Annotated in this window: 15 protein-coding genes; 8 read left to right on the forward strand and 7 right to left on the reverse strand. The window is 67.4% G+C overall.

What is annotated here, in order from left to right:
- Positions 1–64 precede the first annotated feature (64 nt).
- The 4 genes from leuD to JL11_RS06405 all read left to right on the forward strand — a co-directional run bounded on the left by leuD (position 65) and on the right by JL11_RS06405 (position 4,110).
- Positions 65–649 carry a 3-isopropylmalate dehydratase small subunit gene (leuD, locus tag JL11_RS06390; RefSeq protein ID WP_054764923.1) on the forward strand — a complete coding sequence of 195 codons (585 nt, stop codon included), beginning with the start codon at positions 65–67 and terminating at the stop codon, positions 647–649.
- On the forward strand, positions 649–1,755 hold the full coding sequence (gene leuB, locus JL11_RS06395) for a 3-isopropylmalate dehydrogenase (RefSeq protein ID WP_054764924.1): 1,107 nt from the start codon (positions 649–651) through the stop codon (positions 1,753–1,755). The genes leuD and leuB overlap by 1 nt, the downstream gene beginning before the upstream one ends.
- A gap of 218 nt (positions 1,756–1,973) precedes the next feature.
- A complete protein-coding gene (locus JL11_RS06400; protein ID WP_054764925.1) occupies positions 1,974–3,323 on the forward strand; it encodes an ammonium transporter in 1,350 nt (449 codons plus the stop codon).
- Positions 3,324–3,420: 97 nt separating this feature from the next.
- Complete coding sequence (locus JL11_RS06405; RefSeq protein WP_054764926.1) at positions 3,421–4,110, forward strand: TorF family putative porin; 690 nt, start codon at positions 3,421–3,423, stop codon at positions 4,108–4,110.
- Between the two features lie 57 nt (positions 4,111–4,167).
- Here the strand turns inward: JL11_RS06405 and JL11_RS06410 are convergent, their stop codons facing one another.
- The 4 genes from JL11_RS06410 to JL11_RS06425 all read right to left on the reverse strand — a co-directional run bounded on the left by JL11_RS06410 (position 4,168) and on the right by JL11_RS06425 (position 11,228).
- The gene (locus JL11_RS06410) at positions 4,168–6,540 is read right to left on the reverse strand and encodes a glucan 1,4-alpha-glucosidase (RefSeq protein ID WP_054764927.1); all 2,373 of its coding nucleotides are present in this window, start codon (positions 6,538–6,540) and stop codon (positions 4,168–4,170) included.
- Positions 6,541–6,548: 8 nt separating this feature from the next.
- Entirely contained in the window at positions 6,549–7,481 is a 933-nt protein-coding gene (locus tag JL11_RS06415) for an alpha/beta hydrolase (RefSeq protein WP_054764928.1), read from the reverse strand.
- Entirely contained in the window at positions 7,478–8,998 is a 1,521-nt protein-coding gene (locus JL11_RS06420; protein WP_054764929.1) for an MFS transporter, read from the reverse strand. The genes JL11_RS06415 and JL11_RS06420 overlap by 4 nt, the downstream gene beginning before the upstream one ends.
- Positions 8,999–9,167: 169 nt before the next feature.
- On the reverse strand, positions 9,168–11,228 hold the full coding sequence (locus JL11_RS06425) for a glycoside hydrolase family 97 protein (RefSeq protein ID WP_054764930.1): 2,061 nt from the start codon (positions 11,226–11,228) through the stop codon (positions 9,168–9,170).
- A gap of 105 nt (positions 11,229–11,333) precedes the next feature.
- Between JL11_RS06425 and JL11_RS06430 the strand changes: the two genes are divergently transcribed.
- On the forward strand, positions 11,334–12,347 hold the full coding sequence (locus tag JL11_RS06430) for a LacI family DNA-binding transcriptional regulator (RefSeq protein ID WP_008264064.1): 1,014 nt from the start codon (positions 11,334–11,336) through the stop codon (positions 12,345–12,347).
- A gap of 5 nt (positions 12,348–12,352) precedes the next feature.
- Here the strand turns inward: JL11_RS06430 and JL11_RS06435 are convergent, their stop codons facing one another.
- Positions 12,353–13,993: an alpha-amylase family glycosyl hydrolase gene (locus JL11_RS06435; RefSeq protein ID WP_054764931.1), complete on the reverse strand. Its 1,641-nt coding sequence runs from the start codon at positions 13,991–13,993 to the stop codon at positions 12,353–12,355.
- Complete coding sequence (locus tag JL11_RS06440) at positions 13,990–15,828, reverse strand: alpha-amylase family glycosyl hydrolase (protein ID WP_082382622.1); 1,839 nt, start codon at positions 15,826–15,828, stop codon at positions 13,990–13,992. The genes JL11_RS06435 and JL11_RS06440 overlap by 4 nt, the downstream gene beginning before the upstream one ends.
- Before the next feature lie 285 nt (positions 15,829–16,113).
- On the opposite strand from JL11_RS06440, the gene JL11_RS06445 reads away from it, so the two are divergent.
- Positions 16,114–18,915: a TonB-dependent receptor gene (locus JL11_RS06445; RefSeq protein ID WP_197273349.1), complete on the forward strand. Its 2,802-nt coding sequence runs from the start codon at positions 16,114–16,116 to the stop codon at positions 18,913–18,915.
- A 195-nt stretch (positions 18,916–19,110) separates the two neighbouring features.
- Complete coding sequence (locus JL11_RS06450) at positions 19,111–20,385, forward strand: sugar MFS transporter (protein WP_054764933.1); 1,275 nt, start codon at positions 19,111–19,113, stop codon at positions 20,383–20,385.
- Positions 20,386–20,455: 70 nt separating this feature from the next.
- Here JL11_RS06450 and JL11_RS06455 read toward each other — a convergent pair whose 3' ends face one another.
- Positions 20,456–21,076, reverse strand: coding sequence for a TetR/AcrR family transcriptional regulator (locus JL11_RS06455; protein ID WP_335337464.1), 621 nt, complete (start codon positions 21,074–21,076; stop codon positions 20,456–20,458).
- Between the two features lie 118 nt (positions 21,077–21,194).
- Between JL11_RS06455 and JL11_RS06460 the strand changes: the two genes are divergently transcribed.
- Positions 21,195–22,403, forward strand: a complete 1,209-nt coding sequence (locus tag JL11_RS06460; RefSeq protein ID WP_054764935.1) for an efflux RND transporter periplasmic adaptor subunit — start codon at positions 21,195–21,197, stop codon at positions 22,401–22,403.

Below are 22,403 nucleotides of genomic sequence, written 5' to 3' on the forward strand. Positions count from 1 at the left end.
ACGGGTGACGCCTATCGCCCACAGAACTGGGTCCCGGCTTTCGCCGGGATGAGCGGAGTTTTTGATGTCTGAGCCCTTCACCACCCTGACCTCGAAGACGGTCACGCTCAGCCAGGCCAATATCGACACCGACCAGATCATTCCGGCGCGGTTCCTGACCACCACCACGCGCGAGGGGCTGGGCAAGGCGGCCTTTTATGACTGGCGCTATGAGGCCGACGGTTCGGAAAAGCCCGAAGCCATTCTGAACCGGATCGATCCGGCCGAGCATCGCATCCTGCTGGCGGGCAAGAATTTCGCCTGCGGCTCGTCGCGCGAACATGCCCCCTGGGCCCTGTACGACTATGGGTTCCGGGCGGTGATCTCGACCGAAATCGCTGACATTTTTACATCTAACGCCTTGAAAAACGGCCTGCTGCCGGTCGTCGTCAGCCAGGATGTCTGGGACGATCTGGCGTCGCAGCCCGACCAGCCGGTCACAATCGACCTCGAAGCCCGGCAGATCCGGCGCGGCAATGCCCAGCCCGTGCCGTTCGAGGTCGAATCCTTCGCACGCCAGTGCCTGTTGAACGGGGTGGACACCCTGGGCTGGCTGCAATCAAACCTGCCAGAGATCGAAGCCTTCGAGCGTTCGAGAGAGACCGTCTGATGACCCAAGCCGCCCCCAAGACCTATGAGATCGTCCTGTTGCCCGGCGACGGCGTCGGGCCGGAGGTGACGCGGGCCGCGCGCGACGTGCTGGCGGTCATCGGCGACTTCTACGGCCACAGCTTCAACTTCACCGAACATCTGATCGGCGGCGCCGCCATAGACGAGACGGGCGAGCCCCTGCCGGAGGCGACGCGGGCCGCCTGCGTCGCCGCGGACGCCGTCCTGCTGGGCGCGGTGGGCGGTCCCAAATGGGACGGCGGCAAGCGCCGGCCCGAGGAAGGGCTGTTGGCGATCCGCAAGGCCATGGGTCTGTTCGCCAATCTGCGGCCGCTGCAGGTATCGCCGGTCCTGGCGCACCGTTCGCCGCTGAAGAAGGAGATCGTCGAGGGCGTCGATCTGATCGTCTTTCGCGAACTGACCGGCGGCGTCTATTTCGGGGAGAAGACCCGCACCGCCGACCGCGCCACCGACCTGTGCGAATATACGGTCCCTGAAATCGAGCGCGTCGCCCGCGCCGCCTTCCAGACGGCCCGCCAGCGCCGCGGCAAGGTGACTTCGGTCGACAAGGCCAATGTGATGGAGACCAGCCGCCTGTGGCGCGAAGTGGTCACCCGCATCCATGCCGAGGAGTTCCCCGAGATCGCGCTGGAGCACGCCCTGGTCGATTCCATGGCCATGCACCTGATCAGGAAGCCCCGCGAATACGACGTCATCCTGACCGAGAACATGTTCGGCGACATCCTGTCGGACGAGATTTCGGTGCTGGGCGGCTCCATCGGCCTGCTGCCGTCGGCGTCGCTGGGCACGGAAGGGCCGGGCCTGTTCGAACCGATCCACGGGTCGGCGCCGGACATCGCCGGTCAGGATCTGGCCAATCCGGTCGGCACGATTCTGTCGGCGGCCCTCTTGCTGCGTCACAGTCTGAAGCTGGAGGACGAGGCGGATTCCATTGAGGCCGCCGTCGCCGCCGTCCTGGCGGCCGGCGCCGTGACCGCCGATCTCGGCGGAGCCCTGGGCACGCGGGGGGCGACCGAGGCCGTCATCGACGCCATCCGCGCCATTCACTGGGCGACGGCGCACCGGGTGCAGATGCACTGGGCCTGAGGGCGTCGCGCCGCCCCTGAATTTCATGCCGGGAACAGCGTTCCTTGAAACATGAATCTGAACCTTAAGCCTCGCACGACGAATGGATCATGCGAGGCTTAACTTTTTTGACAGGACCGTTGCAAGAAAGTTGCACCGTTTCAGCCTGACCCCCTTGCGTCGAACGCGATTGCAGTAAAACCTTCGCACTTGCGAGATTGCCAAGGGGGTATTTGCTTATGTCGCACGTTTGGAATCGACTTCCGGGGGTCGCTGCGCTCCTGCTTCTGACCATCGGGCTCTTTTACGCCGGCGGGGCCTTCGCCCAGACGCCGGAGGCGGCGCCCGCCCTGCTGGCGCACCAGTCGGCGCTGGAGCTGGACGGCGCGGGCACGGCCTGGCTGGGCACGTCCACGGCCCTGGTCCTGCTGATGACCCTGCCGGGACTGGCCCTGTTCTACGGCGGCATGGTGCGGCGCAAGAACGTCATCGCCACCATCACCCAGTCGGTCGGCGTCTTCGCCGTCGTCTCCCTGGTCTGGTTCATCGCGGGCTACAGCATCGCCTTCGGCGCCAACGCCGACGCCGCGCTTCAGCCCTACGTCGGCAGCCTGGACATGCTGTTCCTGAACGGCGTGACCCTTGGCACGGCCAACAGCCTGCTGACGGGCATTCCGGAATATCTGTTCATCGCCTTCCAGATGACCTTCGCCATCATCACCCCGGCCCTGGTCACCGGCGCCTTCGCCGAGCGGATGAAATATTCGGGCCTGCTGCTGTTCACGGCCCTGTGGTCGCTGCTGATCTATTCCCCCATCTGTCACTGGGTGTGGGGCGGCGGCTTCCTCGGTTCCGCCGGCGTGCTGGACTTCGCCGGCGGGGCGGTGGTTCACGTGAACTCGGGCGTGGCCGGTCTGGTCTGCGCCATCTTCCTGGGCCGCCGCAAAGGCTATGGGGTCGAGCCGATCAATCCGCACAACCCTGTCCTGACCATGATCGGCGCCTCGCTGCTGCTGGTCGGCTGGATCGGCTTCAACGCCGGTTCGGCGGGCGCGGCCAATGAGCTGATGGGCGTGGCCCTGCTGAACACGGTGCTGGCCGCCGCCGCCGCCGCCCTGACCTGGAAGATCATCGAACTGATTGAGAAGAAGAAGGTCTCCCTGATCGGCATGCTGTCGGGTGTGGTCGCCGGCCTGGTCGCCATCACCCCCGCGGCGGGCTTCGTCGATCCCAAGGGCGCGGTCATCATCGGCCTGATCGCTGGTCCGGTCTGCTACATCTCGTCGGTCTGGATCAAGAAGCTGCTGCGCTACGACGACTCGCTGGACGCCTTCGGCATCCACGGCGCGGGCGGCCTGATCGGCGCCCTGCTGACCGGCGTCTTCGCCACCACGGCGATCAACAGCCTGTCGGAAGGCGCCAATGTCGGGGCCCAGGCCATCGGCCTGGCCTGGACGATCGCCTATAGCGCGGTCGGGACCTTCATCATCCTGGTGATCTGCAAGTTCACCACGGGTCTGCGGGTCAGCGAGGCGGAAGAAGCCGCCGGTCTGGACACCTCGCTGCACGGCGAGGCTCTGGAACACTGAAACCAGAGGGTGCGGCCCGCCGGCCGCGCCCTCCCTCCCGGCGATCCCATCGGGCGCTGGAACAAAAATAACGAAACCAAGGGGATAGATAATGAGAATGAAACTGTTCGGTACGGCCGCCGCTGCGGCCCTGGCTCTGGGGCTGACCGGCCTGGCCGCGCCCGCCTCGGCTCAGGACGCCAAGGTGGCCTTCAATGTCGGCGTGACCAGCGACTATGTCTTCCGGGGCTACAGCCAGACCAACGAAGATCCCGCCATCCAGGGCGGCGTCGATCTGACGGCCGGCAGCTTCTATGCCGGCGCCTGGGCCTCAAACGTTGATTTCGGCGACGACACCGACGCGGAAGTCGACGTCTATGGCGGCTACCGCACCGAGGCGGCCGGCTTCGCCCTGGACTTCGGCGTGATCGGCTACCTCTATGCGGGCGAACCGGACGGCGCCGACTACAACTATGCGGAGTTCAAGGCTGCGGCCTCGCGCGCCGTGGGCCCGGCCACCTTCGGCGCCGCCGTCTACTATTCGCCCGACTTCTTCGGCGCGGCGGATAAGGAAGCGACCTACGCCGAGGTCAACGCCGCCTTCTCGCCCGCCGACAAGTGGACGATTTCCGGCGCCGTGGGTCAGCAATGGCTGGACGTGTCCGACGACTATCTGACCTGGAACGCCGGGATCGGCTATGCTCTGACGGAGAATCTGTCGGCGGATGCGCGCTACTACGACACGGACGTGGACGGCGTGCCCGTGGCCGGGGACCGTTTCGTGGTCGGTCTGAAGCTGACCTACTGAGCCCGTCTTCGGTCAAAAACGAGGCCCCGGAGCACTGGCTCCGGGGCCTTTTTCGTATCAGCGGGCGTAGCGGCTTTCGACCGGCTCGTACCGATCCCACACCTTGCCGTCGGCCAAGGACCGCAGCAGCTTCAGATATTCGGCATGGGTCCAGGCCAGGGGCGTGGCCGAGTCGGTGTTCTGGCCCAGGGCGTAGTCGCGCGCGGTCGGCTCGCCGACCCCGTCCCAGACCTGTTCGGCCAGCATCAGCCCGTCATTGGCGAACCGCTCCATGCCGCGCACATAGGTCTGGCGGATGGCGGCGATGTCGGCGGCGGACGGAGCGCCGTTCAGGCTGACGCGGGCCAGCTCATAGTGGCCGCGCTCGCCGGTGAAGAAGGGCCAGACCCGACCCCGCTGACCAGGGCTCATCTGCCCGCCGACGCCATAGTTGGCGCCCGTGACATGATCCTCGCCATAGCCGTCGACGCCGTAGCGGCGCCAGCCCGGCGTCTGGTCGCCCTCCGGCCCGAAGTCGTAGCGGACCCGGTACAGGTCCTCCAGGCTCTGATCGTCATAGACGGGCAGGGTCGAAACGATGTGCGGATCGTCGGCCTTGCGCACCCCGTAGCGGACCAGTTCCAGGAAGCCGCCGTCCACGACCCGGTCCTCCTGGGGCGCGATCTGGCCGTTGGCGGCGCCGATCGGGGCCTTGTCGTTCGGGTTCTCGTTCCGAGTGATGCGGATGAAATAGCGGCCGTCGCCGAAGTCGCCGCTGGTCGTGAACATCCGCTCTTCGATCTTGGAGGCGTAGCTGTCGGCGGCGAGCTGATAGCGGGTCGCTCCCGCCGCATCGCCCGAGGCGCGCGCCATTTCGGCCGCGACCGTCAGCCCGGCCACCACGGCGGCGGTGGTGGAGGGGGAATAGCCCTGCTGCTCCTCCCAGCGCTCCTGCTGGGTGAAGGGCGGCTTGATCTCGGCGTCGTTCCACAGAAGGCCGATCTTGCCGCCGTCCACCAGGAAGTCGGCCGCCGGCTTCAGCATCGAACGATAGTGGTCGGCCATCTGGGCGTCGGACAGCCAGCCCAGCTTCCACAGACGATAGCCCAGCATGATCGGCATGGCCGTCTGGTCCAGCTGGACCGCGACCCATTCCAGTTCTCCGTCCACATGGGTCTTCTGCAGGAACCAGCCGCCGACGCCGGTATTGCCGGGCGTGTCCGGGCCGACCTGGACCTGGGGCAGATAGTTGAAGGCCGCCAGCGGCGTCTCCTTGTCGCCCAGCGCCGCCAGGGCCATGGCTACCTGATAGAAGTCGCGCGGCCAGACGGCCTTGTAGCCTGTCGAAGATTTCGATGCGTCCACCGTGTCGCCCCAGGGGTTGGACAGGGAGGCGATCAGGGCGCCGGCATGGGTGCGGTCCTCCTGCACCTTCAGCATCAGGGCCGAGGCGTAGGCCAGCTTGCCGCCGTCCGTCGCCTGTTCGGCGATGCGCGGCAGTTCGGTCAGGGAGGCGACATAGTCCTCCCAGCCGATGCGATCACTCTCGCCGTTGAACCGGGCCAGGACCTCGTCCAGGCCGGTCGCAAAGGCGCCGTCCGCCGCCGCCTGGGCCTGGGCCTCGCTGGAGCCGAAGCCGATCACGAAATCGCGGGTCAGGCTCTGCCCCTGACGCAGGCGCGGCAGGGCGCCCGTCATCATCGTATTGCCCGCCGTCTCACCGGTGGAGGCGTAGGTCCAGTCCATCCGGCCGTCCTTCAGGTCGGTCAGACCGTCCGAGGCGCCGACGAAGCCGACGCCGGCCTTGTCGAACGGACGGCTCGGCTTGAGCACCAGATGGGTGTCGCCTTCCCAGGCATGGAAGGCCTGGCGCGTGACCTGACCCCGGTCGTCGACGCCGGTGTTGGCGATGTGCGGCTCCAGCAGCAGATAGGGCGTGGCCTCTCCGCTCAGGGCCGTGATCTTGACCCGCAGCACCAGGGCGTTGCGGTCCGGGTCGGTGAAGATGCGTTTCTCGATTTCGAACCGGCCGGCCTTGTCGCGCGTGGTGACCCTATAGGCCGGCGACAGGGGGCGGCCCTGGGCGTCCGTATGCAGATATTCGGTCTGCTCGGTGGTGTCGGCGCCCTCCACAGCCAGGCCGTCAGGGGTGACGACGGCGAAGCGAAGCGCCTTGATCTGGGCCTCGTGGATCAGGCCGTACATGGTTTCGGTCAGAACGCCGTCGGCGATGGAGAACCAGACCTTCGACACCGCGCCGGTCGGGCCGCCGTCACGGTACTGGCCGTCGACATAGGCTTCATAGGAGGCCCCGGCGCCGGTCTTGGCGGCGCTGGACCAGGTAGGCGGATCACCCGGCGCGCCCGGAGCGATCCCGGACTGGGCCGAGGCGGCCGAGGCGAGCGCCAGGCCGGCGGCGCCGGCGAGGCAGAAGGAACGGAAGTGACGCATTGTGGTCCTCACGGGTTGCGCGTGGGGGCGGGGGAAAGAAGAAAGCTCAGGGGAACGTCCAGCCGCTGGTTCCACGAGGCCTCATTGTGCTGGGCGCCGGGGAAGACCAGGCTCTGGAAATCGCCGGGGCCGTAGCCGCGACGGCGGAAGACGGCGTCCACCTGGGTCTGGAAGGCGGCGTAGAACTGATCCAGGGTCTCATCGCCCCGGTCGAAGTAGAAGCGGTTCGCGCCGGGCGCCGGCAGGCCGCGCTCGATCACCCCGGTCCAGGCGGCGACCAGACGTTCGCGCCAGGCCTCCAGGCCTGGGCCGTCCAGACCTGTGACCCGCAGCGGCCAATGGGTCGACAGACAGGCGGCGGCGGAGAAGACGTCCGGCCGTTTCATCACCGCGTACAGTGAGATCAGCCCGCCCATGCTGGAGCCGCTGATCAGGGTGTCCTCGCGGCCGGGCAGGGTGCGGTAGGTCCGGTCCACGAAGGGTTTCAGCTCTTCGGTCAGGAAGCGGATGTAGCCGTCCGACAGGGGCGGGCCGCCATAGACGGCCTGAACATCGCCGCGCATGTCCTCGGGCAGGGCCGCGATCAGATCGGCCGGGACATATTCCCGCAGGCGAAGATCCGTGTTCCAGACGCCGACCACGATGGGGGCGCGCACCTGACCGCCGGCGATCAGCCGCGTCAGATGCTCGTCCACCCCCCATTCGCCGAAGTTGGCCGTCGAGGGATCGAACAGGTTCTGTCCGTCGTGCATGTAGAGGACGGGATAGGCCGCATCCGACGCCTCATAGCCGGGCGGCAGCCAGACGGAGACGTTCCTCGCCTTCACATGGGCCGAGCTCACGGCCTCGTGGAGGATCAGACGACCGGCCGCCGTCTGCGCCCGTGCGGCGCCGGCGAAGGGCAGGGCGGCCGCCAGGGCCAGGAGCGCGCGGCGGTTCACGCCCTTTGCTCCCGCACCCTCAGGGCGCTGAAGGCCGCCAGCAGGAAGGAGGCGGCGCCCAGCACCAGGGCCCAGATCGCCTGGCCGCTGAAGAAGTGCTTCAGAATCAGGCCCAGCACCGTGGCCGCCAGCAGTTGGGGCACGACGATGAAGATGTTGAACACGCCCATATAGACGCCCATCTTCCGCGCCGGCACAGCCGCCGACAGGATGGCGTAGGGCATGGAGACGATCGAGGCCCAGGCGAAGCCGACCCCGACCATGGGCAACCACAGCAGGCCCGGCTCGCGGATCAGGAAGACGCCGAACAGACCCGCCGCGCCGAGCGCCAGCATCAGGGCGTGGGTCGCCCTGCGGCCGATCCGCCTGGCCAGAACCGGCAGGGTGAAGGCCGCCAGGGCCGCGACCCCGTTATAGACCCCGAACAGAACCCCCACCCAGTCGGCCCCGGCGGCGTAGGCGGCCGAGGTGGTGTCGGCCGTGCCGAAATGGACGCTGGTCACGGCGGCGGTGGTGTAGATCCACAGGGCGAACAGGGCGAACCAGCTGAAGAACTGGACCACCGCCAGGTCGCGCATGGTCTGGGGCATGCGATAGACGTCGTTCAGGATCTCGGTCACGGCGTTGGCGATGCGGCGGCGCTGCATCAGGCCCACTGCGATCTGCAACAGGCCGAAGCCGACGAAGAAGCCGGCCAGGACCAGCAGCTCCTTCTCCAGATCGAAGGCGGCGATCAGCACCAGGCCGAGCCCCCCCAGAACGGCGCAGACCAGGCCCGAACCCATCCAGCCCCGCACGCTGCGGGCCGGCGGCTCCGGCGCATCGTCTGCCGGGGCGGCGCCCAGGGCTTCAAGGCGCGCGCGTTCGAAGGCGGCGAGCTGTTCGGGGCTGTATTCGCGGGTGCTCAGCACCGTCCACAGCACGGCCGTGAACAGGCCGGCGGCGCCGACGTAGAAGGCGATCTTGACCGACAGGGGCACGACGCCCGCCTCAGCCGTCGAGACCACGCCGAAGACGTTCGACAGCAGCCAGGGCAGGACCGAGGCGAAGACCGCCCCTGCGCCGATGAAGAAGCTCTGCATCGCATAGCCGGCGGTGCGCTGCTCCTCCGGCAGATTGTCGCCGACGAAGGCGCGGAACGGCTCCATGGTGATGTTGATCGAGGCGTCCATGATCCACAGCATGGCGGCGGCGAACCACAGGCCGGGGCTGTTGGGCATGGCGATCAGGGCCAGGGTGGTCAGGATCGCCCCGACCAGGAAATAGGGGCGGCGACGCCCGAACCGGGTCCAGGTCTTGTCGCTGAAATGGCCGACCAGGGGCTGGACCAACAGACCCGTCAGGGGGGCGGCGATCCAGAGGATGGCCAGGCTGTCGACCTCGGCGCCCAGGGTCTGGAAGATCCGGCTGGTGTTGGCGTTCTGCAGGCCGAAGCCGATCTGGATGCCGAAGAAGCCGACGCACATGTTCCAGATCGCCAGGCCGGACAGGCGCGGGCGGCGGGAGAGGAGGGTCATGATCTTCCCCCGCTTGCGGGGGAAGTGTCAGGTCGTGGCGCGAAGCGACACGCCTGACGATGGGGGAAGCGTCTTCTTTCCTCAGAAGACTTCCCCCTCCGACCCTGGATCGCTGCGCGATCGACGGGCCACCTCTCCCGCAAGCGGGAGAGGATCTGAAAGTCGCCCATCACCGCCGCCCCCGCCCGAACGGCACGAACCGGATCGCCTGGCCGCCGCCGGGCGCCAGGGCCAGGGTCAGAACGTCCGCCGACGTGACCTCGCGCTGCTCGATGACGATGTCCTCGCGCTTGCCGCGATAGTCGGCGTCCGGCCCGTCGCGATAGATTTCGGCCCGGTAGCGGCGGCCGGGGTCCAGGAAGTCCAGCGGAGCCTTCAGCACACGCGGATGCTCGTCGGTGATGGCCCCAAGGGCCCAGACGTCCGACGCTCGATCCTTGCGCGCTATGGCGACATAGTCGCCCATCTCGGCCGCGAGCACGCGGGTCTCGGCCCAGTCGACCGGCACGTCCTTGATGAACTGGAAGGGGCCGGGATTGGCCTCGTAGTTGACCAGCAGGTCGGCGGCCATCTGGATCGGGCTGTAGATGACGACATAGAGGGCCAGCTGTTTGGCCCAGGTGGTCTGGACTCCGCCGGGGCTGCGCGTCTCCATGCCGAAGATGCCGGGCGTATAGTCCATCGGGCCGGCCAGCAGGCGGGTGAAGACCAGGTTCGGCTCGTGCTCGGGCGGATTGCCCGGATTGCCCCAGGCCGAATACTCCATGCCGCGCTGACCCTCGCGGCTGATGATGTTCGGATAGGTGCGGCGCAGGCCGGTGTCCTTGAACGGCTCGTGGGCGTTGATCGCCACCTTGTGGCGCGCGCCCGCCTCGACGACCTTCATATGGTGCTGGGCCATGGCCTGGCTCTCGTGCCAGGCCATCACCATCCGGCCGTCCGGCCCGGCGACGCGAGCGCCGCCTGCGTCGGCGACATAGCCGGTCTTGACCGAATGGACGCCCAGCCGCTCGTACAGGGCCATGGCCGGTTCGAGCTGCTGCTCATAGTGGAAGGCGTTGCCGCCGGTTTCGTGGTGGCCGATCAGCTGGACGCCCTTGGACCGGGCGTGGGCGCAGACCGCCTCGATGTCGAAGTCGGGATAGGCTTCGGTGAAGCTGAAGTCCGAGCCGTTGGCGAACCACTGGCCGTCCCAGCCCTTGTTCCAGCCCTCGACCAGGACCCCGCCCAGGCCGTGCTTGGCGGCGAAGTCGATGTGTTTGATGGCGTTCTCGGTGGTGGCGCCGTGTTTGGGGCCGGAGTTCCAGCTCTTCAGCTCCAGGTGCATCTCCCACCAGACGCCGACGTATTTCATCGGCTTGAACCAGGACACGTCACCCAGCTTGTTGGGCTCGTTCAGGTTCAGGATCAGGCTGGACTCGATCAGGCCGGCGGCGCTGTCCGAGATCTGCAGGGTCCGCCAGGGGGTGTTGAACGGCGCCTGGCGCACCACGGCGGCGTTGGTCAGGCCCGGCGTCAGCTGGGCGCGGAACCTGGTTTCCTCAGACCGGCGCAGATTCATGCCGGCGTAGTCGATGCAGGCGGCCTCGTGGATCGAGACGTGCAGGCCCGACCGTCCCTTGACCGTCATCGGCGTCTGGGCGCTGCCGACCGCGCTGATCGGGGTGCGGCTGTAGAGATATTCCTCGCGGTTCCATTCCCAGGCCGGGCACCACAGGGCCTCGCCGTCCTCGGCCAGATTGAACTCGGTGATCTCCGAACCGATGCGGACCGTCTTCAGGGCGGGCTGGTCCGGGAATTCGTAACGGAAGCCCAGGCCGTCGTCATACAGGCGAAAGACGACATCGACGCGCCGTTGCAGGCCGCCGGTCTCGGCGTAGCGGACCCGCCACTCGTTGTAATGGTTGCGGATGAAGCGGCGCTCGCCCCAGGGCTGTTCCCAGGTCTCGTCGAAGGTCACGGGCTGACCGGCCGTGATCGCCAGGCCGCGCTCGAGGGCGGGGGCGTCGGTCAGCAGGAAGCCGAGCTTGGAGGGGGCCACGACCATCCGCCCCTGACGCAGCACCGCATACATCGGCCGCCCGTCGTTGTCGGTAAAGGCCTCGACCGTCAGGACGCCGCCGGGCGAACTGGCGCGGGCGTGGGTCGGCGCGGTCTGGGCGCGAACGCCCGTCGCGCCGAAGGCCAGGATCGAGGCGCCGCCGAGGGCCAGGAAGGATCTGCGCTTCATCTGTGAACTCCGTTACGCCGCCTCTTGCCAACCGCTGCGAACGGTGGCTGAAACGTTTGCAGAAAAATTTGCAGGCTCGAAAGCCTGTGCTGAGGACCCGCGACCTTGAGCCGCAAGACAACCCGACTTGAAGACATCGCGCGCCTGGCCGGCGTCTCCGTCGCCACTACCTCGCGGGCGCTGAACGACAGCCCCGCCGTCAACGACCGCACCAAACAGCTGATCTGGAAGCTGGCGAAGGAGCACGACTATCCGTTCCGCCGCTACATGCCCGCCGGTCCGATCGGGGCTCAGGGCACCATCGCCCTGGTGACGCCGCGACCCCAAGGACGGGAAGGTCGGATCTCCGACCCCTTCTTCCTGGAGCTGCTGGCCGGGGTGGGCGAGGCGGCGCGCGAACGCGGCTGCGACCTGCTGATGAGCCATATCTCGCCCGCCACCTATGACGAGCTGGCGGCGGCGATGAACACCAGTCGTGCGGACGGCGTGATCTTCCTGGGCCAGTCCAGCCTGCACGGCGCCTTCAACCGACTGGCGGCGGGAGATCATCGGTTTGTGGTCTGGGGCGCCGACCTGCCGGAGCAGGACTATTGCTCGATCGGCTCGGACAACTTCTCGGGCGGCCGCCGCGCGACGGCGCACCTGGCGCGGCTGGGGCGGACGCGCATCGTCTTCCTGGGCGATCTGGATCCGCCTGAGGCCATGCAGAGGCACCGCGGTTATCTGGAGGCGCTGGAGACGGCGGGCCTGTCGGTCGACGCCGAACTGATCGTCCCCGCCCATTTCGAGGTCGAGTCCGCCGAGGCCGCCGTGGACGCCCTCGTGCGCCGGGGAGTCAGGTTCGACGGGGTGGTCGCCGCCTCCGACCAGATCGCCCTGGGCGCCGTGCGGGCTTTGGAACACGCCGGGCTGACCGTGCCCGGCGACGTCTCGGTGATCGGTTTCGACAATGTGCCCTTCAGCCGCTATTCGCGCCCGGCCCTGTCCACCATCGCCCAGGACACGATGAAGGCCGGACGGCTGATGGTGTCCAAACTGCTGGACCACGGGGGCGCGACGGCCGGTCGGTCGGAACGGGTGCCCACCGATCTGATCGTGCGCGAAACCTGTGGCGGCTGACCGGTTCATGCCAGTCTGAAGACCAGTCCGGCGAGTGGCGGCAGGGCGGCGCCGTCGGCCTCGGTCCAGTTGATCGCCTCGATCCGCGTCGCGTCGGCGGGCGGGCTCCAGTCGACCGGCGCGTGACCCAGGTTGAAGACGCACAGCAGCCGCTCTCCGCCGCCGCCGCGCTCCTGGCGTTCGAACACCAGCAGGTCCGAGGTTTTGATCGGCATCATGCCGCCGAAGCGCAGGGCCGGGTGCTGATGACGCAGCCGGATCATCCGCCGCGCGACGTGAAGGGTCGCGGCCGGGTCGGCCTCCTGCGCATCCACCGCCAGCGGCAGATGGCGGGCGTCGACCGGCAGCCAGGGCTCGACGGTCGAGAAGCCGGCGTTGGCCTGATCCGCATGCCAGGGCATGGGGGTGCGGGCGCCGTCGCGGCCCAGGGTCTCGGGCCAGTTGGCGATGGCCTCGGGATCGACCAGCCGCTCGAACGGCACCTCGGCCTGGGGCAGGCCCAGCTCCTCGCCCTGATAGACGAAGACATTGCCGCGCAGGCAGACCAGCAGCATCAGGGCCATCTCGGCGAAGGCCTTGCGGTCCCGCCCTTGCGCCCAGCGTGACACGGCGCGCGGCGCGTCATGGTTGGAGAAGGTCCAGGACGGCCAGCCTTCGCCCTGCTGATCCGGCCACATGGTCTCGCCCCGCGCGACCAGTTCGCTCTTCAGCGTGTCGGCGTACAGATACAGGAAGCCATAGGCCGAGTGCAGGCGATCGGTCCCGGCGGTGTATTCCTTCATCTCGCGATCGGCGTGATCGCCGCCGACCTCGGCCACGGTGAACCGCCCCTCATAGCTGTCGGTCAGGGCGCGGATCCGGTTCAGGAAGCCGAGGATCTCCGGCTGGCTCTGGTTGTAGATCTTGTCCTGGAAGTCGAAGGGCCGGGTGCGCTTCTTGCCGTCCTTGATCGGCGGATTGTCGGTCAGCTTCAGGTCGTGGATGGAGAAGTTGATGGCGTCCAGGCGGAAGCCGTCGACGCCCCGGTCCAGCCAGAAGCGCGCCGCTGCGATCAGGGCGTCCTGGACCTCGGGGTTCCTGACGTTCAGCTGCGGCTGCGAGGCCAGGAAGTTGTGCATATAGTACTGGCCGCGCCGCGCGTCCCAGGTCCAGGCCGGGCCGCCGAACACCGACTGCCAGTTCGACGGCGGCGATCCGTCCGGCTTGGCGTCGGCCCAGACGTACCAGTCGGCGTGCGGGCCCGAGCGCGAGGCTCGGCTGTCCAGGAACCAAGGGTGCTCGTCCGAGGTGTGGGAGAAGACCTGGTCGATCACGACCTTCAGGCCCAGCGCATGGGCGCGCGCCACCAGGGCGTCGAAATCGGCCAGGGTTCCGAAGATCGGATCGACGTCGCAATAGTCGGCGACGTCATAGCCGAAGTCCTTCATCGGCGAGGTGAAGAAGGGCGACAGCCAGATGCCGTCCACCCCCAGCGAGGCGACGTGATCCAGATGGTCCGTAATCCCCTTCAGATCGCCGACCCCGTCGTTGTTCGCATCGGCGAAACTGCGTGGATAGATCTGGTACAGAACGGCGCCCCGCCACCATTCGTGATGGGCGGTCGCCGGCTGGGCGGCGGTCGCGAGGTCGAGGCTGTGGGCGTTCACTGGGGCGTGCTCTTGCAGATCAGATAGTCGAGAGGAGGAATGCGGACGGCGTAGCTGGCCGGCGCCGAGGCCTGGGATTCGCAGTCGCCGCGCACAGCTTGCCACCGCAGCGAACCGGGCTCCACCTCGACTTGGGCCGTCACCTCGGCGGTCGAGCTGTTGAAGAGGACCAGGGTCTCCCCGCCGGCTTCATCCAGGCGGGACAGGGCGAAGATCCCGGGCGCGTCGCCCGCCGCTCGGACGACCTGTCGGCCCCGGCGCAGGGCGGGATCAGCGGCGCGAATTCGGGCCATTTCGGCGATGGCGGTGTAGAGGGGCGCTGTCGTGGAATAGGGCGCCTGCCGTCCGCCGATCGGCTGTTCCGCCGCATAGACCTGGGTGCGGCTGGGCCACATGTCCTGGCGCGAGTTTCCATAGCCGCCGGCGCCGGCGAAGCCCTGTTCGTCGCCGTAATAGAGGGTCGGCACGCCGCGGCTGAACATCATCAGGGCGTGGGCCAGTTTCACCCGGGCCAGGATCTCGGCCTCGTCGGCGTCGGGATTGGCCTGTTTCACGAAGAAGCCGACCCGGCCCATGTCGTGATTGCCCAGGAAGGTCGGCAAGACGGCGGCGGTCTCGGCGCCCTTGGCGTAGATCGCGTCGGCGGCGAACAGTCGGGCCAGGGCGTCGGTCCCCGTCTTGCCGGATGCGACCTCCACCGCCGTCTTCTGGAAGGGGAAGTCCAGCACGGCCGGATAGGCGTCCACCCGCGTGAACCGCGCCGTCACCGCCGGGTCGGGGTCATAGACCTCGCCGAAGATGTGGAAGTTCGGAATGCCCCTGGCCCGCGCCCGCTCCAGCATGGCGGGGATGAAGGCCTGCCAGAACTCGGGGTTCACGTGGCGGGCGGTGTCGATGCGGAAGCCGTCGATCCCGTATTTGTCGATCCAGCCGCCGAAGACGTCGATCATGCCCTGGACCACGACGGGGTCTTCGGTCAGCAAATCGTCCAGACCGGCGAAATCCCCGTCCAGCGAGCTTTCGCCCGCAAAGGTGCTGTCGCCCCGGTTATGATAGCGGATGGGGTCGTTCAGCCAGGCCGGGACCTTCGCGTTCTCTTCGCCCGCCGGGACATAGGGGGTGTAGGCGTAGTCGGGCCGGGTCAGGCGCGAGAAGTCCCGTCCGTCGAAGCCCGCGTTGATCGCCGCCCCGTCCACCCCGCCGCGGCGGGTGTAGGGATAGTCGGCCCGGCTGCGGTATTCGCACGGCCGGTCCGGGCATTCGCGGTAGCGGATGACGTCGGCCGTGTGGTTGGCGACGATGTCCAGATAGACCTTCATGCCCCGCGCATGGGCCGCATCGACCAGGGCCCGCATCGCCGTCTCGTCGCCGAAATGGGGATCGACGGCCGTGAAGTCGGTGATCCAGTAGCCGTGGTGCGCCGCGCCGGTGTAGCCGTTGTGCGTCTGCACCGGCTTGTTCTTGAACACGGGCGCCAGCCAGACGGCGGTGGCGCCCAGGCCCTGAATATAGTCCAGCCGCTGCGTCACTCCGGCGAGATCGCCGCCGTGGTAGAAGTCGGTGTCCGACGGATCGAAGCCGCTCTTCAGCCGCTCGGGGGTGTAGCCGCCGTGGTCGTTCGAGGGATCGCCGTTGGCGAACCGGTCGGGCAGCAGGAAGTAAATGACCTCGTCCTGTGGCGGACGCTGACGCAGCGCCGTCAGGGCGGCGGCTGCAGGCGACGCGGCCGGGGTCTCGGCGCGGGCCTGAAAGGGCAGGGCCGATAGGCTCGCCATCAGAGCCGTCGCTGCGGCTAAGGCGCGGGCGCGGTTCGTCTTGCGGGGGGCAAGGCTCATCCTGTCGGTCCTCCTGTCTGAAAAGTGCAAAGCCTTCCAGATCGATTTGCAAGATTTTGCAGCCCAAGCCCTGCCTGTCAACGCGGATTAGAATGCTGCGATGCAGCGACAGCTTGGCCGTATCGATCCGTAAATCCGCGTATATGGGGCTTTCGCGGCCTCGGCGTGTGCGACGAAAATGCGTCGTCCACATTAACGGCTTGCAACCTTGTCGAACATTTGCATATTTTTGCGAAGGCTTCGGCTGCGACATTCAGAATCGCGGCGGCCCCAGGGAGGATGACCATGTCTCAACGTCTTAACCGGCGCGTGCGCCTGCTGTCGGGCGCTGCTGTCGGCGCCGCCGCCTTCGTCGCCGTCGGGGCGGCGCAGGCTCAAACCGCGACCACCGCCGCTCAGGCTGACCAAGCGCCGACCGAAGTCGGCGAAATCGTCGTCACCGGCATCCGTCGCTCGATCGAGGCCTCGATCTCGGCCAAGGCCAACAACACCTCGATCGTCGAAGTCATCTCCGCCGAAGACATCGGCAAGCTGCCGGACGTCTCGATCGCCGAATCCCTGGCGCGCCTGCCCGGCGTGACGATGCAGCGCCTTGACGGCCGCAGCCAGCAGATCTCCATCCGCGGCCTGGGCCCGGATTTCACCACCGCCCTGCTGAACGGCCGCGAACTGGTCACCACCGGCGACAACCGCGGCGTCGAGTTCGACCAGTTCCCGTCGGAACTGCTGGGCAGCGTCGTCGTCTACAAGACCCCGGATGCGGCCCTGCTGGGTCAGGGTCTGGCGGGCTCGGTCGATCTGCGCACCGTGCGGCCCCTGGCCTACGGCCGTCAGGCAATCGCCCTGAACTATCGGCATGAGTGGAACGACATCGGCGCCCTGAACTCGGGCACGACCGACAGCGGCGACCGCTACACCGTCTCCTACATCGACCAGTTCATGGACGGCACCCTGGGCGTCGCCCTGGGCTACGCCCATATGAGCTCGCCCTATCAGTCCGAGCGGTTCAACGCCTGGGGCTATCCCACCTATTCCGACGGCAATCTGCTGACCGGCGGCGTCAAGCCCTACGTCATGTCCTCGGAGCTGGAGCGCGACGGCTATATGGGCGTCTTGGAATGGCGCCCGAACGACCGCATCCATTCGACGATCGACGCCTTCTATTCCGAGTTCAAGAACACCCAGGTCCTGCGCGGCATCGAATTTCCGCTGGCCTGGGGCGGCTCTTCGGGCGACTGCACCGTCAACGTCGCCTCGCCCGTCTGCCGTCCGGCGCCGTCGCTGCGCCCCGGCTACACCGTGGAAGACGGCCTGATCGTCGCCGGCACCTGGGACAACATCAAGGGCGTGGTCCGCAACGACCTGAACAAGCGCGACAGCAACATCACCGCCCTGGGCTGGAATACCGAATTCGTCGCCAATGACGATTGGACCCTGGGTCTGGACCTCAGCTATTCGAAGGTCGAGCGTGACGACATCATCCTGGAGACCAACGCCGGGACGGGCCGCAACATCAACGGCGCCCTGGACACCCTGGGCTTCGAACTGACCGACGACGGGGTGACCCGGTTCAACAGCCGGCTCGACTACGCCGACGCCAGCCTGATCCGCATCACCTCGGCCCAGGGCTGGGGTTCGGACGTCATTCCGGGCGGCCAGGTCGGCTATATGAACACGCCCTCGATCGAGGACGAGCTGAAGGCGGCCCGCATCACCGCCAAGCGGACTCTGCACCAGAGCCCGTTCAGCTCCATCGACTTCGGCCTGAACTATACCGAGCGCAACAAGAGCTTCGTCAACGACCAGTACTATATCGGCGTCCCCGGCGGCGGCGATCTGTTCGTGCCGTCGGAATATCTGCTGGCCCCGACCGACCTGGGCTATCTCGGCATTTCGCAGGTGCTGAGCTATGACGCCCTGGGCGTGGTCAACAGCGGCCTGCTGGATCGGGTTCGCAATCCCAACGCCGACGTCGCCGCCGGCAACTGGGAAGTGACCGAAAAGGTCTCTACCGCCTATATCCGCGCCAACATCGACCACGAACTGTTCGGCATGCCCCTGACCGGCAATGTCGGCATGCAGTTCGTCTATACGGATCAGAGCTCCAGCGGCTTCTCGGCGCGGCAGGTGGGCCCCGGCGTTGCTGAAACGGTCGCCGTCAACGGCGGTGCGGAATATCTGGAGATCCTGCCAAGCTCCAACTTCATCCTGGAGGTCGGCGACGACATGTTCGCCCGCTTTGCGGTCTCGCGCACCCTGGCGCGTCCGCGGATGGACGACATGCGCGCCTCGCGGAACTACAGCTACAACACCAGCCTGGCCCAATCGACGGACATCAACCGTTCGCCGTGGGGCGGCGGCGGCGGCAATCCGGAACTGCGGCCCTATATCGCCGACGTCGCGGACCTGTCGTTCGAGAAGTATTTCGCCAACCGCCGAGGCTATGTCTCGCTGGCCGGCTTCTACAAACACCTCGAAAGCTACGTCTATAACCGCAACCAGATCTTCGACTTCAGCGGCTATCCGATCGGCGTGATCTCGCCGACCAACCCCGAACCGGCTCTGCGCCAAGGTCTGGTCGGTGCGCCGGACAACGGCGACGGCGGCTGGATCAAGGGTCTGGAGTTCTCGGTGTCGGCTCCGTTCGACCTGTTCCACCCCGCGCTCGAGGGCTTCGGGGGCGTCTTCAGCGCCTCGGCGACCGACAGCGAGGTCCAGCCCGACCCGACCCAGGCCCCGACCACCCTGCCGGGCCTGTCGGAGACGGTGGTCAACGGCACCCTCTATTATGAGCGTTACGGCTTCCAGGCGCGGGTCTCGGGTCGCTACCGGTCGGACTTCCTGGGCGAGGTCGCCGGCTTCGGCAACGGCCGCACCCTGCGGTCGGTCGCGGCGGAAACCGTCGTGGACGCCCAGATCGGCTACGAATTCCAGTCCGGCCCGCTGGAGGGCCTGTCGATCCTGGCCCAGGTCAACAACCTGACCGACGAGCCGTTCAAAACCTTCGAAAACGGCGATGAGCGCCGGACCATCGACTATCAGAGCTATGGCCGGACCTTCGCGGTGGGCATGAACTACCGCTTCTGATTTCTCCCCTGAGCAAACTGTGGCCGCCTCGGAAACGAGGCGGCCTTTTTCTTCTGTGGGCCCACTGCGCGCCAAAGTTTGGTTACAGGCGCCCTTTTTCCGCTGGACGGCGCGTCCGCTATGGCCGAACCAAGGCGACCAGAACCGCGCGGGCACAGCGCGGCGTCTTCGTATCATCCGTAAGGGGGAATATTCATGTCCGCACCAGAGGCCGCAAGACGTCAGGGCACAAACCTGGCCTTCGCCTATGTCACCACGCTCTTCTTCGCCTGGGGCTTCGCCACCTCGCTGATCGATCCGCTGATCGCGGCGGTGAAGCGGGTGTTCGATCTGAACAATGCCGAGGCCTTTCTGACGACCTTCGCCTGGTTCATCGCCTATGGACTGATGTCCCTGCCGGCGGCGGCGGTGCTGGGCCGGCTGGGCTACAGCCGTTCGATCATCGGCGCCCTGGTCGTCATGGTGGCGGGCTGTCTGATCGTGCCGGCCGCGACGGCCGCCGACTGGTATCCGGGCGTGCTGATCGCCCTGTTCGTCATCGCCTCGGGCGTCACCCTGCTTCAGGTCGCGGCCAATCCGCTGGTGGCTGAACTGGGCGCGCCCAAGGGCGCCTCCAGCCGTCTGAATCTGTCCCAGGCCTTCAACTCCCTGGGCACCACGGTCGGTCCGTGGCTGGGGTCGCACGTCCTGTTGACGGGCGGCGTCTTCGCCGCCGGCGCCGTGGTCACGGCCGCCACCCGCACCCAGTCGCTGCGCAGCATCGACATGGCCTTCCTGGGCATGGGCGCCTTCTTCGCCGTGGTGGCCTTCTTCATCTTCACCGCCCGCAAGAAGATCAATGCGGCGGCGCCGGCCTCGACCGAGGCGGTCTCCCCGCTGAAGGCTCTGTCTTCGCCCTGGGCCATCTTCGGCGCCCTGGCCATCTTCCTCTACGTCGGTTCTGAAGTGGCCATCGGCGGCATGCTGACCAACTTCCTGGAAAGCCCCGAAATCCTGAACGCCCCCATCGAGACTGCGGGCAAGATGGTCGCCCTCTACTGGGGCGGCGCCATGGTCGGCCGCTTCATCGGCTCGGCCGTCCTGACCCAGGTCCGGCCGGGAATCGTCCTGGCGGTCTGCACCGTGACGGCGGCGGTCCTCTGCTTCGTCGTCAGCCGGATCGGCGGACCGACGGCGGCCTATGCGGCCCTGTCGATCGGCCTGTTCAACTCGATCATGTTCCCGACCATCTTCACCCTGACCCTGGAGCGGTCCACCGCCCCCACCTCGGCCACCTCGGGCCTGTTGGTCTTCGGCATCATCGGCGGCGCCCTGCTGCCCCAGGTGGCGGCGCGCATCGCCGACGCCGCCGGCGCGCTTCAGCCGGCCTTCGTCGTGCCGATGCTGGGCTATGTCGGCCTGACGATCTTCGCCGTGGCCTGCATCCGCACCAAGGCCAAGACCGAGGTGACGACCACCGTCTCGCACTGAGGCCGGTCTTCAGACACGACAAAGGGCGCGGAGAGCCATCTCCGCGCCCTTTTCAATTCCGCGCGGACGGTCAGCCGTCGATCAGGCCCTGAAGGATCGGGGCCAGGCGGTCGCGCATCTTTTCGCAGTCGGCCTGGTCGATGTTGAAACTGCCGCCGCCCAGTTCGCGGCTGACCGACATCCCCATGATGAAACCGGCCAAGAGGCGGGCGCGGACCCGGGCGTCTGGTCCGCTGATCCATTCCTCAAGCGGGCCGAAGAAGCGGGCCGTGCAGGTGTTCTGAACCATTTCAGCGGCCTTGTTCGAGCCGATGGAGCGCAGCATGATCGCCATGCCCTTCAGCTTTTCAGCCTTCTTGGGCTCGAAGACGATCTCGTGGGCGACGCGCCGGCCGAACTCGGACTTGTCGCCCGACATCAGGGTGCTGCCGTCGCTGCAGCTGTCCAGGGCCGCCAGGAACAGATCGTCCTTGGAGCCGAAATAGCGGCTGATCAGGGCCGCATCGACGCCGACGTCGCGGGCGATGTCGCGCATGCCCACATCGTCATAGCTCTCGGCCGCGAAACGGTCGCGTGCTGCTTCGAGGATGGCCGTGCGGGTGGCGGCGGCGTTCCTCGGGCGGGGGCCGGGACATAACAAGGGGGCGACACTCCAGAATGAATAACCGTAGCCTCCATATGGCTTTGTCAACGCCTGTTGACAAGCGTCACGACGCCACCCATTAAGTCACCATGCGTTGACAAGGCCGGCTCCCCACCGGTCCTCATCCGCACGACAGGGATTTACCTCCGACAGGGAGATTGCGCAGATGCGCGGGCTGAAGATTGCGGCCGTGTCCGTCATGGTGACGGGCGCGCTTTATGGATGTTCCCCCAAGGCCGAGGGCCAGGCGCCCGGCGGCGCCCCGCCGGTGACGGTGGCCACGCCTCTGCAGCAGAAGGTGGTGGACTGGGACGAGTTCACGGGACGCTTCGAAGCGATCGAGAGCGTGGATGTCCGCGCCCGCGTCGGCGGCTATATCCAGGCGGTCCATTTCCGCGACGGCCAGATGGTCCAGAAGGGCCAGCTGCTCTTCACCCTGGACCCGCGCCCCGCCCAGGCCGCCCTGGCCCAGGCCCAGGCCCAGGTCGCCCAGATGCAGTCGCAGCTGACCCTGGCCCGCGCCAATCTGGCGCGCAGCGAGACCCTGCTGGCCTCCCAGGCCGTTTCCCGGGCCGAATATGACGCCAACAAGGCGGCGGTCGATGCGGCCCAGGCCAATCTCGCGGCGGCCAACGCCGCCGTTCGCACCGCCCAGCTGAACCTGGAATACACCCGCGTCACGGCGCCGACCTCGGGCCGGGTCTCGGATCGTCGCGTCGATCCGGGCAATCTGGTTGCCGGCGGCTCCTCGGCGGGCGACGTCCTGACCACCATCGTCTCGGGCGGTCCGATCCACTTCGTCTTCGACGGTTCGGAAGCGGTGCTGTTGAAATATATGCGAGACGGCGGCGCCAGCCAGGGCTCCCCGGTTCGCATCCGCCTGCAGGACGAGAGCGGCTTCACCCGCACCGGCCGGCTGGACTTTTCGGACAACGCCCTGGACACCTCGTCCGGCGTGATCCGCATGCGCGCCATTGTGCCGAACGCCGACGGCTTCCTGCGGCCCGGCCTGTTCGGCCGCGCCCAGGTCGCCGGCGCCGGCTCCTATGACGCCCTGCTGGTGCCCGACACCGCCGTCGGCACCGATCAGGCGCGCCGCGTCGTCTCGGTCGTCAACGCCGACGGGTCGGTCACGACCAAGCCCGTCGAACTGGGTCCGATCGTCCAAGGTTTGCGCGTGATCAAGTCGGGTCTGGCCCCGACCGACCGCGTCATCATCGCCGGCCTGCAACGCGCCGCCCAGCCGGGCTCCAAGGTCACGCCCAAGACCGGCAAGATCCAACCCGTCGCCCAACAGGCGCCGGACGCCCCGGTCACCCAGGCGGCCCCGGCCTCCACCGCCTCGTTCGCCACCAGCCTTTCGACCGGCGACTAA

This window comes from Brevundimonas sp. DS20 (assembly GCF_001310255.1).
Lineage (GTDB): Bacteria > Pseudomonadota > Alphaproteobacteria > Caulobacterales > Caulobacteraceae > Brevundimonas > Brevundimonas aurantiaca.